Here is a 15,154-nt window from a genome sequence, read left to right as displayed (position 1 = left end):
GCCATAACAATCCCTCCATTGTATCTTCATCATATATGTCATCACGAAGTATCAATGTCGCTTTCCTTATAAAATCAGGACTTAGAAATGGCACAGATTAAAAGCCGAAAACACAAAAATACAGTTTCAATGGTCGCGTTAGCCACAGCCTTGCCACTGGCGGCTCAAGTTGCAACAGCTGAATCAAATTCAGTACAGCTTCCAACCATTAATGTTAAAGCTGCAGCAGAAAATAATTATAAAAAAGAAAAAGTCAGCTCTGCCAAATTTACTCAACCCTTACTCAATACCACACAGACGGTTGCTGTCATCCCCCAAGCGGTACTTAAAGAACAAAATGCCAAAACCTTGACCGAAGCTTTACGTAATGTACCTGGCGTAGGAACATTTTCATTGGGTGAAAATGGCCGTATGAATACAGGCGATGCCGTAACCATGCGTGGCTTTGACACAGCAAACAGTATTTTTATTGATGGCGTACGTGATTTGGGCAACGTCACACGCGACATGTTCAACTACGAGCAAATTGAAGTCTTTAAAGGCCCTGCGGGGACGGATAATGGCCGTACAGCGGCATCAGGTTCCATTAACCTCTCGACTAAACATGCCAAACTCGAAGACTCAAATAGTGCAACATTAGGTTTCGGCTCCGATAAATACACGCGCGCAACAGCCGATTTAAATAAAAAAATCAATGAAACAACTGCACTTCGTGTCAATATGATGGGCGAAAATGCCGACGGAATTGGTCGTGACGGTGTAGAAAATAAAAAATGGGCACTGGCATCTTCATTAGGCTTTGGTTTAGGCACAGATTTACGCGTATTTTTAGACTATCTTCATACAGAGCAAGATAATAAATTAGATGGTGGTATTCCTACTGTTGGCCTAAACGGTTTTAATGCAAATAACAGCACTAATGCCAGCATCAAAAGCTTGGCTAAGTATTTAAATAACCACAAAGTTAATACGTCAAATTATTACGGTGCTCCTGAAGATTTTGACGATGTCAGTGCCGATATGGTCACTGCACGTATCGAATATGATCTATCCGATAAAACCAAGTTAACCAATACCACACGTTGGGGCCAAACCAAACATCAATATTTAACGTCATTCTCTGGCAACGCTTATACCACTACAAATCCATCAGATCCTACTGACGGTTCGTCTATTCAAGTTTCAGGCAGCACCAACAACAGTGATACTGAAAATAAAATCATGACGAACCAAACTAGCTTAGTCACAGAATTCAATACAGGAACACTTCAGCATACCTTAAGTACAGGTGTTGAATTTACCCGTGAAGATATGAAAACCTTTGGTTGGACAGGCGCAATTACGGGTACGAGCTCACTGTATAATCCCTCTGGAACGGTACATTCAACCTTAACGCGCAATAAAGCCGCGGATACCAAAGGCCGAATGGATACATCCTCTATTTTTGCTTTTGACACAGTACAACTGTCACCAAAATTTTCGGTCAACGCTGGTATCCGCCTAGACCATTACAAAATGCAAGGTTACTCTTCTTCTGCTAGTTTCAGTGATGATGGCAATCTATTTAACTGGAAAGCAGGTGCGCTGTTTAAGCCAACCGAAAATGGTAGTCTGTACGCCAACTATGCTGTGCAACAGCAACAACCAGGCACTATTACAGGCGGTGATGGTATTGGTAATGCCAACATTTTTGCACCATCAACCTCTGCAAGTAGCAATAATAATCTTGATTTTGATCCACAACAGATTGAAACCATTGAAGTGGGAAGCAAATGGGAGTTCTTTGACAACCGCTTATTACTCACAGGTGCGCTATTCCAAACTGAAGTCACCAAAGAAATTGAAAAAGATGATAATGGTGGCTATTACCAAACCGGTAAAAAATCAGTTAAAGGTATTGAGTTAGGTGCGATTGGTAACATCAATGATTATTGGAAGATTATTGCGGGCTATACACATCAAAAAACTGAAATTGATAATGTCGCACATGTCAGCTCTGGCAGCCTGACTTCTGCCGATGGTTCCAATAACATTCCATTTACCCCGTCAGATGCTTTCACGCTGTGGACCACCTATACAATGGATAAATGGAGCATTGGTAGTGGTGCACGTTACAATGGCGAAATGAAAAAAAGTAAAGATGGTAATACCGTTGGCCCTGCTGTAATTCCAGATTATTGGGTTCTGGATTCAATGGTCAGCTATCAAGCAACACCTAATATTGGTGTTCAGTTAAATATTAACAACTTACTTGATGAAGATTATATTGCAAGTATCAACCGTGGTGGCCTACGTTATACGGCAGGTGCTGAACGTAATTATCGTCTTACATTTAATTTTAAATTCTAATTTTCCATAAAATTAAAAGCCTTAATCTTGAATTGGGGCTTTTTTTATTTATGCTTATCCTTAACCGAAAAATTTAACTGCTAGGTGCTTGCCATGTTGCTTCATGTTCCCAATGTGCTTTCTAAAGTGCAAGTCCAATCTATTCGCCAAGCTATGGCAGAAGACAACCAATGGGTATCTGGCAAAAAAACAGCAGGCGGACAAGCACAGCTCATCAAAGACAACTTACAAATCAATACCAGTAGCGAGCTATATCAAGAACTGAGTACCTTTGTTCAACAGCACATTCAAAGTAGCCTACTGGTGCAATCATTTGCACTACCCAAAGACATTTTGCCTCCAATGTTCAATCGCTATGAAAATTCGGGGCATTATGGCAACCATGTCGACAATGCTGTGCATTTTTATGCCGAAAAAAATAAATCTGTGCGTACCGATGTTTCTATGACCGTCTTTCTCTCTGAACCCGATGAATATGAGGGCGGTGAATTGATCATTGAAGACACATACGGCGCACATGAAGTCAAACTCGATGCTGGCGATGCTATTGTGTATCCAGCAACCAGCCTACACCGTGTCGAGCCAGTCACTCAAGGTGCGCGTATTGCTGCTTTTACATGGCTGCAAAGTATGGTGAAGGATGACTGGCAACGGGCCATGTTGTTTAATTTAGACATGACCATTATTCAATTGCGTCAAAAGCTGGGCGACTGCGAAGAAACCGTACAATTAACCAGCCATTATCATAACCTGATTCGTCAATGGGCCGAACTATGAGCCAAGCATCAATTTTGCCACCACTGACCCAAATTCCTCCCTACTTACAGACTGTTGCAGACTATGAGCGCCAAGCACAACTGCATTTATTCGACATGGTTTGGCAATATCTCCAAGGCGGTGCCATGGATGAAGTCAGTGTGCGCTCGAATCTTTCAGCGTTTGACCACATTCAACTGATGCCTCGCCTGCTACAAGACCTCACCCACGGCCATACCGAATGTGAAATCTTCGGGCAACGTTATCCGCATCCCATCTTTGTCGCACCGATTGGGCACCAACAGCAATTTCATCCCGAAGCGGAAGCTGCCACTGCACTGGCTGCAGAAGTTTTGGGAAGCAATATGGTATTGAGCACCTTTACTAATACCGACATGCGTGAACTGAATGCAGACAATCCGCGCAAATGGTTTCAACTGTACTGGCAAGGTGAACGCAGCAAATCCTTAGATTTAGTCAAAATGGCTGAAGCGCACAATTACAGTGCCATTGTAGTGACAGTGGACTCCCCCCATACAGGCATCCGTGACCGCGAGCGTCGGGTATTTTTCCATTTACCTGAAGGTATGCAACACCCGCATACCCCTGCGCACATTCCACTGCCAGAATTACAAGAAGGTGATCACCCTGTATTTCAAGGGCTCATGAAAATTGCGCCGACTTGGCAAGACATTGCTTGGTTGGTTCAACAGACCCACCTCCCCGTTGTGTTAAAGGGTGTACTCAATCCAATGGATGCCCAACTTGCAATACAACATGGTGTACAAGGATTAATTGTGTCGAATCATGGTGGCCGTGTTTTAGATACCAGTATTACACCACTCACCGCGCTCAAACTCATTAAACAGGTGGTGCCAGCTGATTTTCCATTGCTTTATGATGGTGGAATTCGCCGTGGTTCTGACGTCTTTAAAGCGATTGCCCTTGGCGCCTCAGCGGTGTTGGTCGGTCGTCCTGTGATTTATGGCTTAGCCACTGCAGGCGCATTAGGTGTGGCACATGTGCTGAAAATTCTGAAAGAAGAATTTGAAATTACCATGGCTTTAATGGGAACAGCCCGCATAGATGAGATTAACCAAGATTATATTTTTCAAAAATAGCCATTTTATAGAGAATTTTTCTCTATAAATCCCTGCTCATTGCAAAAATAGGAAAATATTTTCGGAATAAGTGGATTAATATTTATTTATAAATTTGCATGATCTGCGGTAAATCTAAGTCAACGTAACTTCACATGAAATTTTGATACTTTTGGCTAAATCTTCCGACTTCATACTTGTAAATTGATACCATAGACACAATCTATATTAGTAGTACCTAATGTTATCTACGCCCTAACATATAGTGGCTACGACAAGGAGTTACCTCATGATGTTGGCTGATCCAAGTAAAAAATATCGTCGCATGTATCAACGTGTAGACTTACCAGACCGTCAATGGCCGAATAACGAAATTACGAAAGCGCCAATTTGGATGAGCACCGACCTGCGTGACGGTAACCAAGCGATTTTTGAACCAATGAACATGGAACAAAAATTTAAAATGTTCCAAATGTTGGTGAAAATTGGTTTCAAACATATTGAAATTGGCTTCCCATCTGCATCTCAAATCGATTTCGATTTCACGCGTAAATTGATTGAAGAAAACCATATTCCTGATGATGTTTATATCGAAGTTTTGGTTCAAGCACGTGATCATTTAATCCAACGTACTTTCGAATCTTTACAAGGTGCAAAACGTGCAATTGTGCATATCTACAACTCAAACTCTCCGACTTTCCGTAATAAAGTCTTAAATGTAGATGTTGAAGGTGCAAAACAATTAGCGATTAATGCAGCAACCAAAGTTAAAGAATACGCAGCAAAACAACCTGAAACTGAATTTGTATTCCAATACAGCCCAGAGTGTTTTACTGCAACTGAATTAGAAGTTGCGAAAGATGTCTGCGATGCTGTGACTGAAATTTGGGAAGCATCTCCAGACAATAAAGTCATTTTGAACTTACCTGCAACAGTCGAAGTGTCAGGTCCAAACGTCTATGCAGACCAAGTCGAATGGATGCACCGCAATATTCAGCGCCGTGATGGTGTGATCATTTCTGTACACTGCCATAACGACCGTGGCTGTGGTATTGCTGCCTCTGAACTTGCCATTATGGCGGGTGCAGACCGTGTAGAAGGCTGTGTATTTGGCAATGGCGAACGTACAGGTAACGTCGATGTGGCGGCAATTGCATTGAACATGTACACCCAAGGCGTTGCACCAAACTTAGATTTCTCAAATATCAATGAAGTGATTGCAACCGTTGAAGAATGCACAGGCTTGCCTGTACACCCACGCCATCCGTATGCAGGCGACTTGGTATTTACTGCATTCTCTGGCTCACACCAAGATGCAATCAAAAAAGGTTTCGAGTTCCAAAAGAACGAAGAAATTTGGGACATGCCATACTTACCTATCGATCCAAAAGACTTGGGTCGTGACTATGATGCAGTTATCCGTGTGAACTCACAGTCTGGTAAAGGCGGTATCGCTTACTTGTTAGAGTCTAACTACAACGTGGTGTTGCCACGTCGTTTACAAATTGAATTCTCGCAAGTAGTACAACAAAAAACTGATGAAGATGGTACTGAGATTTCAGCACAAGCAATTTGGTCATTGTTTAAAGATACCTATGTCGCAACAGCAGATGCCCATTATGTGGCGCAAAACTACCGCTTACATGACAACAACGGTAAGCAAGTGATTGAGCTAGATATTGAAGTAAATGGTGAAACACAACAATTGCGCGGTGAAGGCAACGGCCCTATTTCTGCAATCTTGAATGCATTGCAGTTACCAATTGATGTCTTAAACTATGAAGAACGCAGTATTAGCTCTGGCGCACATGCAAAAGCATTGGCATTAATTGAGCTTCAAGTGAAAGGTTCGGGTAAAGCTGCCTTTGGTGCAGGTGTACACGACAACATCGTAACTGCATCAATCGAAGCAATTATTGCCAGCACCAACCGCTTAATTGATCAAGGCGTATTGAGCTTAGATCAGGTGATTGCAGCGACTGCTTAAGTCCAATCACGGATAGGCTACATAAGGATTTCACATCAAAATGTAGCCTATAGCTCTTTATCACATAAAACAATTTTAAAAGGATACCCCCAAGTGGTATCCTTTTAATTATTGATCCTCAAGGTTTAAGGCGAACATTTCCAGTGTCCTTTCCAGCTGACTCAGTGGGTTTAGTTACCCCACAAAAGTTCTCATTTGAAGAGCCTCTAGAGCTCGAATGCGGTCGAATTCTTCCTCGTTTTGAAATCATGGTTGAAACCTATGGCGAGCTGAACGCAGATAAATCCAATGCGATTTTGATTTGTCATGCACTGTCAGGGCATCATCATGCAGCAGGTTATCATCATGCAGATGATAAAAAAGCCGGATGGTGGGATTCATGTATTGGCCCGGGCAAGGCAATTGATACGTCTAAATTTTTTGTCGTTTCTTTAAATAATATTGGTGGTTGTAATGGCTCAACAGGCCCAACTTCACCCAATCCTGAAAATGACAATCGTCCATACGGACCAGACTTTCCATTGGTCACAGTCCGTGACTGGGTCAAAACCCAAGCTATGCTCTCTGACCGTTTAGGCATCGATACTTGGGATGCTGTTGTGGGTGGATCTTTGGGTGGTATGCAAGCACTACAATGGTCTGTCGATTTCCCAGACCGTTTACGCAAATGTGTGATTATTGCCAGCGCACCAAAATTGTCTGCACAAAACATTGCCTTTAACGAAGTGGCACGTCAGTCTATTTTATCCGATCCAGATTTTCATAATGGTCGCTATTTAGAAAACGACAGCTATCCAAAACGTGGCCTGATTTTGGCGCGTATGGTGGGTCATATTACCTATCTTTCAGAAGAAGCCATGAAGCAAAAATTTGGCCGCGACTTAAAGTCTGGCAAATTTATGTATGGTTTTGATGTCGAATTCCAAGTGGAAAGCTATTTACGTTATCAAGGTGAGCAATTTAGCCGTAACTTTGATGCCAATACTTATTTAATTATGACCAAGGCTTTGGATTACTTTGATCCTTCACGTGAATACGAACAGTCTTTAGTGAAAGCCATGGCCAATCCGAAGTGTAAATTCTTGGTGGTTTCATTTACCACTGACTGGCGTTTCTCACCTTCACGTTCACAAGAAATTGTGGATGCTTTAATCACAAATAATAAGCATGTCAGTTACTTAGACATTGATGCAGAACAGGGTCACGACTCTTTCTTGTTCCCAATTCCATTGTACGTAAAATCTTTACGTGCCTTCTTAGGTGGTGAACAGCACCTCAAAGCAACCACTGTGGAGGCCGTGTAATGCGTATCGATCAACAATTGGCAGAAAAGTGGATTAATCCAGGTTCTCGTGTGCTTGATTTGGGTTGTGGCGATGGCGAACTGCTCGCTCACATGAGTAAAAAACACAATATTCGTGCATACGGCCTCGAAATTGATCAAGAAAAGATTGCAATTGCCATCAGTCGCGGGTTAAATATCATCCAGCAGGACTTAAATTTAGGTTTAAGTCGCTTTGCCGACCAATCATTTGACTATGTGGTTATGGCACAGGCTTTGCAGGCTGTAGATGCACCAGATGTTTTATTACGTGACATGGTGCGTGTGGGGAAACAAGCCATTATTACATTTCCTAACTTTGCGCATTGGAAGACACGTTCATTCCTTGCCTTAAAAGGAAAGATGCCTGTTTCAGAGGCTTTACCATATATGTGGTATAACACGCCTAATATTCATTTATGTACTTTCCGAGATTTTGAAGCACTGTGTGCAGAAAATAATATTCGGATTATTAACCGACTTGCCGTAAATGGGGATCAACAAGACAGTTTACTCAGTAAACACCTCCCTAATCTGTTTGGTGAAGTCGCAATATATCGAGTGAGCGCTCTATGAAAAAATTATTACTAAGCACGACGCTACTGGTTGGACTTTTTAGTTTTCAAGCCCATGCAGACTATGTTGCTCCAGCCCCTTCTGTTGCGATGCAAGCTGCGCAGTATTCTGTTATGGATATTCATAGCTTAAGTAAAGCGGCTAAAGCAGGCCAAGCCGGTGCACAATTTTACTTAGCAACGAAATACCAAAATGGCAAAGACGTTGCAAAAGATGAGCGCCAAGCCTTTGCTTGGTATAAGGCTGCAGCAGATCAAGGGATTTCAGCAGCACAGCTGAATGTAGGCCGTATGCTTGCTGATGGTATTGGCACCAAAAAAGATGAAGTTCTTGCACGCCAATACTTTGAAAAAGCAGCCAGCCGTGGTGATAACCGCGCCAGCTTTAATTTAGCCGTTATGGAAGAGCAAAAGAAAAACTACATTGGTGCCTACCAGTGGTATGAGCTTTCTACACGTGATGGCATGCTGGACAATAAAGTCATTTCATTGTCTGAAGGTAAAAAAACTGCTTTGGCAGCCAACCTTTCACCAGAACAAATTCGTCAAGCACGTGACCGTGCAGACAAATGGATTCAAGCGCAGTAATCACGCTCTTGAACTACAAAAAGCGCCTTCGGGCGCTTTTTTTATGTTGGAGATATCTAGAATCTATTCGATGTATTAAGAGAGATCTTTACGCATTTGAATAAACCGTAAGCCACTAGCTTCAATAACCGATGAGACTGCATAAAAGCCAAATGCTTCATACACGGCCTGTGCGCCACAGCTAGAATTGACACTGATATGTTGATTGCCGAGTGCCAACATAGAAGCTTCTGCGTACTGCCACAGTTGCCGACCTATGCCCTGCCGAAGAAAAGACTGAGCTGTAAAAAAGTGGATCAAATGGCCTGAGGTTTTAAACGCAATTACAGCGCAAATGTGCTGAGCTTGCTCATAAACATAATAATGTACAGCACCATCTTGAAGTAGTGCCTCAATCGCAGGCTTTTCAAGTTTTTGTGCGCCTTGTTCATCAAGTGCAAACTGCGGAATATAAGGTGCGATGAGCATTGCAATTTTTGTTGCATCCTCCTGCACAGCGGCACGAATATTTTTTAAATTTTTTTCTGTATTCATTGTTATTGCTCTTTTTATTCACCTGTTAACTGAGTGTCTGAATGCACACCTCTAACTCATCATGCAGATTCAATACCTGAAAACATCGTAAATACGCTAAAATAAGCGATTATTTTTTTTCAATATGAGCACAATACAATGTCTGCTACCGATTGGCTATCTCAAGGCACACTGGTTCTTGCAAGCAATAACAAAGGTAAAATTGCAGAATTTGAAAAAATGTTTGCAGAGCTTAATCTCCCAGTCGAAGTGGTTGCCCAAGGCAAACTGAATATTGAAGATGCAATTGAAGATGGTTTAAGTTTTGTGGAAAATGCCATTATTAAAGCCCGTCATGCATCGCGTATTTCAGGTAAGCCTGCGATTGCAGATGACTCGGGAATTTGCGTACCTGTACTTGGTGGTGCACCGGGTATTTACTCGGCACGTTATGCAGGTGAGCATGGTAATGATGCAGCCAACAATGCAAAACTTTTGGCTGATTTAAAACCATTGCGTAAAAATGATGAAACCATTGAAGGCATGTTTGTTTGTGTATTGGCTTTGGTACAACATGCAGAAGATCCATTGCCGCAAATTTTCCAAGGCATTTGGACAGGTGAGATTTTAGAACAAGCCCAAGGCGAAAATGGCTTTGGCTATGACCCGTTATTTTGGCTACCTGAATTAAATGTTGCGAGTGCTGAGCTGAGTAAAGAAGAAAAAAATAAAATCAGTCACCGCGGTCAAGCGATGAAACTGTTTAAAAACAGCTTGAAATAAATACACTAGGAGATAGTCTATCGTTAAAGGTTATCTCCTAACCTTTTAAATTTAACTACTTCAATAATAATCAATCATAAAAAGAGAACTATATGGCCCTGCATCCGATCCATGGTACTTGCCCGTATTGTCAGCATCCATTTAATGAAACACCCTCTAGATCATTTTTAGGTTTCCAAAAAATCAGTTGCCCCACATGCAATGAGAATCTGACTTATCCTTTAAGCTCTGGCTTTCGCACCACCTATCGGGTTTTGGTGATTGTCATGATCCTCATACTTCTGGTCAATCTATTGCAAGGCAGAATTGGCTTTCCAGGCATTATTGGTATCGCCATGTGTTATGCCCTATTCCGTGATTGGAAGCTCCGCAAAGAACTCAACTTTGATTGAATGCACTGAGTGACGATCGCAGCAGTCATTTTTACTTGTGCTAAGCCATTAAAATTGCATAAAGCAATGCAGTAAAAAGCCGTAGATTGAAATCACTACGGCGCTGACGATCGTGCCCGATGCAATATATTTTGCGGAATGCCCCGTCCCCTGATAATGCGTTTCTAAAGCCACAATATTGGCTGCGGGAGGCAAGCAGAAAAACATAAAAATAACAGCATAAATAAACAGCTGATGTGGAATCGGCAAAAGAACATAGGCCCCGATACAAATCAGTACAGCCAACACCATACGTGCCAGCATGACCATCAGGCTCTGCTGTAAATCATGCCAACCAATGCGAACTTTACTCAGCCACATACCCAGTACACACATGCCTGCAAAGGTCACTAATATTTTGTTGAGTTGATATGCCCACTGCACAATCGGGTGTTGCTCGTATGCGCTCAAATCCCACATTGACAATATTGCAGCACTACTTAACGCGATCACTGGAGGTGAAAGAAGCACATTTTTGCATATAAATCGAAAGTCTTGTTTGCCTGTACTCACCGCCATGACGGCGCAAATATTACCAAACAGTGAGCCACCGATATAAAGTGCAACGATGGTACTGCTGGCATTTGGTCCAAATACAGCTAAAGCAAAAGGAAAGCCTAACCATGCGCCATTTAAATAACTAAAACACAGCGCACGCAATTTATCTTGTTGAACGGCATAAAAAATAGCAAAGAACAATACTGAACTGACAAAGCTTAAGCCAATCAGCCACAAACTGCCCGGCTTATAAAACACCATGTTGTACACAATGAGCGCTGGAATGAGTAATTTGGCCAGCGATGCCGCCAACAATGCGCGAATACTTTGCAGTCGGCTTACGCCCCAATATCCCACTAAAAATGAGAGTAGTGGCAGTATAAGCACCATAGATTGAGTCATCTAAAAGATATCAAGAGTCGCTATGCTAGCACAAATCCTCTTGGTCCTCCCCTTACCAACCCCATGTTGCTCAATGGCAGTTAAGCTGTTTCTTTGAACTGAAACCCAACTGTCACATCCTTGTCATGCAGAACTGTTGCAATGTTTAAAAATAAACGAGGAAGACAAAATGGCTGGATTATCAATTTGGCATGTACTGATATTTGCAATCGTGGTGATTTTATTATTTGGTACATCTAAGCTTAAAAACCTAGGGAAAGACGTCGGTGGCGCAGTCAAAGACTTCAAAAAATCCGTACGCGATGATGAAGCTGAGCAAGCTAAACTACAAGAACCACGTACCATCGATGCCCAAGTCAAAACCCCTGAAAGTTCTGTAAAAAGCTAAGAGAAACACATCATGCTCAATATTGGATTTACTGAGCTGCTGTGCTTTGCCATTATTGCGCTTTTGGTTTTAGGCCCAGAAAAGCTCCCAGAAGGCGCGCGTTTTGCCGCCAAATGGTATGGCAAAATAAAGCGCTTTATTAGCAGTGTGCAAAATGAGATTGATCAAGAATTAAAACTGTCTGAGTTTCGCGCCGAAGTGCAAAAAGAAATCGAACGCATGACTGAACTCGAAAAACGCATGCAACAACAAATTGATGCATTGCGTCAGACTGGAACCGTAGCATCAGCTCAACAGATCAACTCACCCATACCATCTACGCCTTTTTATCCACTCAACACACAAATTCCGAGTCCTTATGCACGCCTGCATCTACAACAGCATTTTAAGGCTTTGGTGCACATGCTCGAGACTCAAACCTCTGCCATTGAATTGAAGATTGCTGTATGAATGAACTGCCCGCGCCCTCAGTGAAAACTGAACACGAACAGCTGGATCAAATGCCAGTCATGCAGCATTTAATTATTCTGCGTAAATATCTCTTTAAAATAGTGGCCGTTACTTTATTGCTATTTTTTTGTTTATTGCCCTTTCGTAATTTCACTTATCAACTGATGTCTGAGCCTTTGCGCCAACAACTTCCTGCATCATCCACCATGATTGCAACCGATGTGACCGCAACATTTATGGCACCATTTAAGTTAAATTTATTTGTGGCACTCATGCTGGCCATGCCCTTTATTATTTATCAACTATGGGCTTTTGTACGCCCAGCCTTATATGAAAAAGAACGACATTTGGCTATGCCCTTATTAATTGGCAGTATTGCTTTATTTTATGTGGGTATTGCGTTTGCCTACTTCATTACCCTACCCGCAATTTTGCATTTTTTTATTAGTGTTTCACCCGAATCCGTCGCGCCCATGACCGACATTAATAGCTATTTAAGCTTCTGTTTAAAGCTATTTTTAGTGTTTGGGCTCACCTTTGAAATTCCCATTATTACTTTGGTCTTGATTTTAATTGGCGTGGTCAGCACCCAAAGTTTAGTGGAAAAACGACGCTTTATTGTGGTGGGATGTTTCTTTGTGGCGATGTTTGCCACACCACCCGATGCACTCTCCATGGTGATGCTGGCCGTGCCGATGTGGATGCTTTTTGAGCTAGGACTCTTACTGGGTAAATTTCTCGAAAAACCGCAAAGCACAGACACATAGTCCATGTGCATACACACTTCAATATTCAATTGACCTTGGCTGAATGCGTCCTTTGTAGAAAGGGCGCATTTTTTTATCTTTTCGTTTTATCTTTAAACTGTCTTCATTCGGTCAAAAAACTGTCATTTCCCCTTCCTACAATCATAAGCGATTTATAGACCGACTTTTATTTAAAAAAACATCGCTTACGGACGTACTATGACAGCCAATACTCAACAGCCAAGCCGCCGTGATTTATTAAAATGGTTTGCAGGGATTCCTTTTTTGCCTTTAGGCGCAATGAGCACAGCAGCAGCCTTATCAGGTTGTAATAGCAGTGATGACAGCACAGCGGTTACGCCACCTGTTAAACCTGTGAATTTTAAAAATGCGACATTTACAGCAATGGCAGCACCTATCACTGTGGCTGAAATGGCCAAAACAGCGGTCAGCTCAAAACTTAAAATTACTTGGGATGATACAACCAGTACAGAATATCAACTGGGTTATAAGAGCTTCTTTGAAACGGGTTCAAAAGTACCTAAATGGGGCGGCGGTGAAATTGTGGCTGGTGGCTATTTTAATGCCCAAGGCCAACCGATTATGGATACTTCATCCCCTACACAAGCAGCACGTCAATTTTTCTCTGACTGCCCAGATGGTTCATCACTGTTAAAATTAGACAATGCCAAAGTCGATGGCGTGACCAATCCTGTATTTCATGTGGTGCAATTTGAATATGCCACCATGAACCAAGCTGGAACAAGTGAATACGGCAATTTACCTTCACCGATTGCGATTTTAACCCTAGACCAAGACCAAAAAACTGGGCATCTTGAGCTGAAGAAATACTTCAACGTAGACACAGCACCTGTTCATGGTTTATGGATTACCTGTGGTGCCAGCCTTTCACCTTGGAATACGCATTTATCAAGCGAAGAATATGAACCCGATGCCTTTAACCAAGGTATTGGTGGCCCAAGCCCGACTGGTTTAGGCAAAAACTTCTTTGGCGATGCAAATGCTGCCAAGCCTTATAACTATGGTCATCTACCAGAAGTCATTGTTAATCCAGACGGCAGTGGCAAAATTATTAAACACTATTGTATGGGCCGTATTTCACATGAGCTTGTCCATGTTATGCCTGACAATAAAACCGTGATTATGGGCGACGACTACACCAACGGCGGTTTGTTCATGTTTGTGGCAGATAAAGAAAAAGACCTAAATTCAGGAACTTTATATGTCGCAAAATTTACCAGCTTGCTCAGCAATACCACAACAGGTCAAATCAAATGGATTGAACTGGGTAAAGCAAGCAGTAAAGAAATTGAAGATATGGTGAATGTACAAAACATTCAACCAAGCGACATTATGGAAAGCTATCTTGATACCGACACCAACAAACCTGCGGATCTGAGTGGCTTTACCTCGATTATTTTAGCCAAGAAAAAACTTTGGGTAAAAGTAAAACCGGGCATGGAAAAAGCAGCAGCCTTTTTAGAAACACATCGTTATGCTGCACTCAAAGGTGCAAGTATGGCCTTTACCAAAATGGAAGGCACCACAGTTAACATTAAAGACAAAGTGGCATATTCTGCGTTGGCCAATATTGTGGATTCGATGGTTGAAGGTACAGCAAGCTATAGCGCTACCCACAATGTAAAATTCACAAAAATTCAAGCAGGCGGTATTTTGGCGCACGATCTGAGTGGCGGTCAGTCGACGACCACTGGCATGCCAATTAACAGTGAATGGGTGCCTTACCAATCTAAGTTGCTATTGGCAGGTGAAGACATCGCGCTAGATAGCATGGGCAACACTGCACATCCTGACAAAATTGCCAGCCCAGACAATCTTAAGTTCTCTGAGCAACTCCGTACCCTATTTATTGGTGAAGATAGTGGCAACCACATCAACAACTATCTTTGGGCGTACAATGTAGAATCACAAAAGCTTGATCGTATCCTATCAACGCCTGCAGGTGCAGAATCAACTGGCTTACATGCAGTAGATTCGATCAACGGTTGGACCTATATTATGAGCAACTTCCAACATCCGGGTGATGAATGGAACCGCTTCTACAAAGTTGATGCTTCGGGTGTACGTACAGGTTTAAGCTTAAGCATGCAAAATGAATTGAATGTAGCCATTGATAAAAGCTACAACCAGAAGTTCAGTGCATCGGTAGGCTATATCACTGCAGATGTATTACCTTCTACTACTAAACCTACAGCAACAAAATAAGATCATGCGATATTAAAAAT

At 42.1% G+C, this 15,154-nt stretch carries 15 protein-coding genes; 13 read left to right on the top strand and 2 right to left on the bottom strand.

Going from position 1 to position 15,154, the window contains the following annotated elements:
• Window positions 1–87 precede the first annotated feature (87 nt).
• From HYG93_RS04275 to HYG93_RS04245, 7 genes are all read left to right on the top strand, one after another.
• Window positions 88–2,349, top strand: coding sequence for a TonB-dependent siderophore receptor (locus HYG93_RS04275; RefSeq protein WP_178961890.1), 2,262 nt, complete (start codon window positions 88–90; stop codon window positions 2,347–2,349).
• Window positions 2,350–2,442: 93 nt separating this feature from the next.
• Window positions 2,443–3,126, top strand: a complete 684-nt coding sequence (locus HYG93_RS04270; protein WP_106985145.1) for a Fe2+-dependent dioxygenase — start codon at window positions 2,443–2,445, stop codon at window positions 3,124–3,126.
• Window positions 3,123–4,226 (top strand): alpha-hydroxy acid oxidase, encoded by a 1,104-nt coding sequence (locus tag HYG93_RS04265; RefSeq protein ID WP_106985144.1) that lies wholly within the window; start codon window positions 3,123–3,125, stop codon window positions 4,224–4,226. The genes HYG93_RS04270 and HYG93_RS04265 overlap by 4 nt, the downstream gene beginning before the upstream one ends.
• Window positions 4,227–4,494: 268 nt before the next feature.
• Complete coding sequence (gene leuA, locus HYG93_RS04260) at window positions 4,495–6,192, top strand: 2-isopropylmalate synthase (RefSeq protein ID WP_106985143.1); 1,698 nt, start codon at window positions 4,495–4,497, stop codon at window positions 6,190–6,192.
• A gap of 143 nt (window positions 6,193–6,335) precedes the next feature.
• A complete protein-coding gene (locus tag HYG93_RS04255) occupies window positions 6,336–7,496 on the top strand; it encodes a homoserine O-acetyltransferase (protein ID WP_106985142.1) in 1,161 nt (386 codons plus the stop codon).
• A complete protein-coding gene (metW, locus tag HYG93_RS04250; protein WP_106985141.1) occupies window positions 7,496–8,089 on the top strand; it encodes a methionine biosynthesis protein MetW in 594 nt (197 codons plus the stop codon). Before HYG93_RS04255 ends, metW begins: the two co-directional genes overlap by 1 nt.
• The gene (locus HYG93_RS04245; RefSeq protein WP_106985140.1) at window positions 8,086–8,676 is read left to right on the top strand and encodes a tetratricopeptide repeat protein; all 591 of its coding nucleotides are present in this window, start codon (window positions 8,086–8,088) and stop codon (window positions 8,674–8,676) included. The genes metW and HYG93_RS04245 overlap by 4 nt, the downstream gene beginning before the upstream one ends.
• Before the next feature lie 75 nt (window positions 8,677–8,751).
• Here the strand turns inward: HYG93_RS04245 and HYG93_RS04240 are convergent, their stop codons facing one another.
• A complete protein-coding gene (locus tag HYG93_RS04240; RefSeq protein ID WP_120364957.1) occupies window positions 8,752–9,210 on the bottom strand; it encodes a GNAT family N-acetyltransferase in 459 nt (152 codons plus the stop codon).
• 138 nt (window positions 9,211–9,348) lie between these two features.
• Between HYG93_RS04240 and rdgB the strand changes: the two genes are divergently transcribed.
• Window positions 9,349–9,972, top strand: coding sequence for an RdgB/HAM1 family non-canonical purine NTP pyrophosphatase (gene rdgB, locus HYG93_RS04235; protein WP_178961888.1), 624 nt, complete (start codon window positions 9,349–9,351; stop codon window positions 9,970–9,972).
• 266 nt (window positions 9,973–10,238) lie between these two features.
• Window positions 10,239–10,364 carry a hypothetical protein gene (locus HYG93_RS19305; RefSeq protein WP_256733383.1) on the top strand — a complete coding sequence of 42 codons (126 nt, stop codon included), beginning with the start codon at window positions 10,239–10,241 and terminating at the stop codon, window positions 10,362–10,364.
• 48 nt (window positions 10,365–10,412) lie between these two features.
• On the opposite strand, the gene HYG93_RS04230 is transcribed toward HYG93_RS19305, so the two are convergent.
• The gene (locus HYG93_RS04230; RefSeq protein WP_120364966.1) at window positions 10,413–11,291 is read right to left on the bottom strand and encodes an AEC family transporter; all 879 of its coding nucleotides are present in this window, start codon (window positions 11,289–11,291) and stop codon (window positions 10,413–10,415) included.
• A 181-nt stretch (window positions 11,292–11,472) separates the two neighbouring features.
• On the opposite strand from HYG93_RS04230, the gene tatA reads away from it, so the two are divergent.
• The 4 genes from tatA (at window position 11,473) to HYG93_RS04210 (ending at window position 15,134) form a co-directional block, all read left to right on the top strand.
• Window positions 11,473–11,691 carry a Sec-independent protein translocase subunit TatA gene (gene tatA, locus HYG93_RS04225; protein ID WP_106985136.1) on the top strand — a complete coding sequence of 73 codons (219 nt, stop codon included), beginning with the start codon at window positions 11,473–11,475 and terminating at the stop codon, window positions 11,689–11,691.
• 12 nt (window positions 11,692–11,703) lie between these two features.
• Window positions 11,704–12,141, top strand: a complete 438-nt coding sequence (tatB, locus tag HYG93_RS04220; RefSeq protein ID WP_120364955.1) for a Sec-independent protein translocase protein TatB — start codon at window positions 11,704–11,706, stop codon at window positions 12,139–12,141.
• Window positions 12,138–12,908 (top strand): twin-arginine translocase subunit TatC, encoded by a 771-nt coding sequence (gene tatC, locus HYG93_RS04215; RefSeq protein ID WP_120364954.1) that lies wholly within the window; start codon window positions 12,138–12,140, stop codon window positions 12,906–12,908. Before tatB ends, tatC begins: the two co-directional genes overlap by 4 nt.
• Before the next feature lie 198 nt (window positions 12,909–13,106).
• Window positions 13,107–15,134 (top strand): PhoX family phosphatase, encoded by a 2,028-nt coding sequence (locus HYG93_RS04210; RefSeq protein WP_178961886.1) that lies wholly within the window; start codon window positions 13,107–13,109, stop codon window positions 15,132–15,134.
• The last annotated feature ends 20 nt before the right edge of the window (window positions 15,135–15,154 follow it).

The organism is Acinetobacter sp. SwsAc6 (assembly GCF_013391565.1).
In the GTDB taxonomy this organism is placed as follows: domain Bacteria; phylum Pseudomonadota; class Gammaproteobacteria; order Pseudomonadales; family Moraxellaceae; genus Acinetobacter; species Acinetobacter cumulans.
This window is presented reverse-complemented; position numbering and strand designations above follow the sequence as displayed.

What these genes read in the sequence shown, in the direction of transcription:
- leuA (WP_106985143.1), top strand. Translation starts at nt 4,495, where the DNA reads ATGATGTTGGCTGATCCAAGTAAAAAATATCGTCGCATGTATCAACGT.
- HYG93_RS04210 (WP_178961886.1), top strand. Translation starts at nt 13,107, where the DNA reads ATGACAGCCAATACTCAACAGCCAAGCCGCCGTGATTTATTAAAATGG.
- HYG93_RS04270 (WP_106985145.1), top strand. Translation starts at nt 2,443, where the DNA reads ATGTTGCTTCATGTTCCCAATGTGCTTTCTAAAGTGCAAGTCCAATCT.
- rdgB (WP_178961888.1), top strand. Translation starts at nt 9,349, where the DNA reads ATGTCTGCTACCGATTGGCTATCTCAAGGCACACTGGTTCTTGCAAGC.
- HYG93_RS04265 (WP_106985144.1), top strand. Translation starts at nt 3,123, where the DNA reads ATGAGCCAAGCATCAATTTTGCCACCACTGACCCAAATTCCTCCCTAC.
- tatC (WP_120364954.1), top strand. Translation starts at nt 12,138, where the DNA reads ATGAATGAACTGCCCGCGCCCTCAGTGAAAACTGAACACGAACAGCTG.
- metW (WP_106985141.1), top strand. Translation starts at nt 7,496, where the DNA reads ATGCGTATCGATCAACAATTGGCAGAAAAGTGGATTAATCCAGGTTCT.
- HYG93_RS04240 (WP_120364957.1), bottom strand. Translation starts at nt 9,210, where the DNA reads ATGAATACAGAAAAAAATTTAAAAAATATTCGTGCCGCTGTGCAGGAG.
- tatB (WP_120364955.1), top strand. Translation starts at nt 11,704, where the DNA reads ATGCTCAATATTGGATTTACTGAGCTGCTGTGCTTTGCCATTATTGCG.
- tatA (WP_106985136.1), top strand. Translation starts at nt 11,473, where the DNA reads ATGGCTGGATTATCAATTTGGCATGTACTGATATTTGCAATCGTGGTG.
- HYG93_RS04275 (WP_178961890.1), top strand. Translation starts at nt 88, where the DNA reads ATGGCACAGATTAAAAGCCGAAAACACAAAAATACAGTTTCAATGGTC.
- HYG93_RS19305 (WP_256733383.1), top strand. Translation starts at nt 10,239, where the DNA reads ATGATCCTCATACTTCTGGTCAATCTATTGCAAGGCAGAATTGGCTTT.
- HYG93_RS04230 (WP_120364966.1), bottom strand. Translation starts at nt 11,291, where the DNA reads ATGGTGCTTATACTGCCACTACTCTCATTTTTAGTGGGATATTGGGGC.
- HYG93_RS04245 (WP_106985140.1), top strand. Translation starts at nt 8,086, where the DNA reads ATGAAAAAATTATTACTAAGCACGACGCTACTGGTTGGACTTTTTAGT.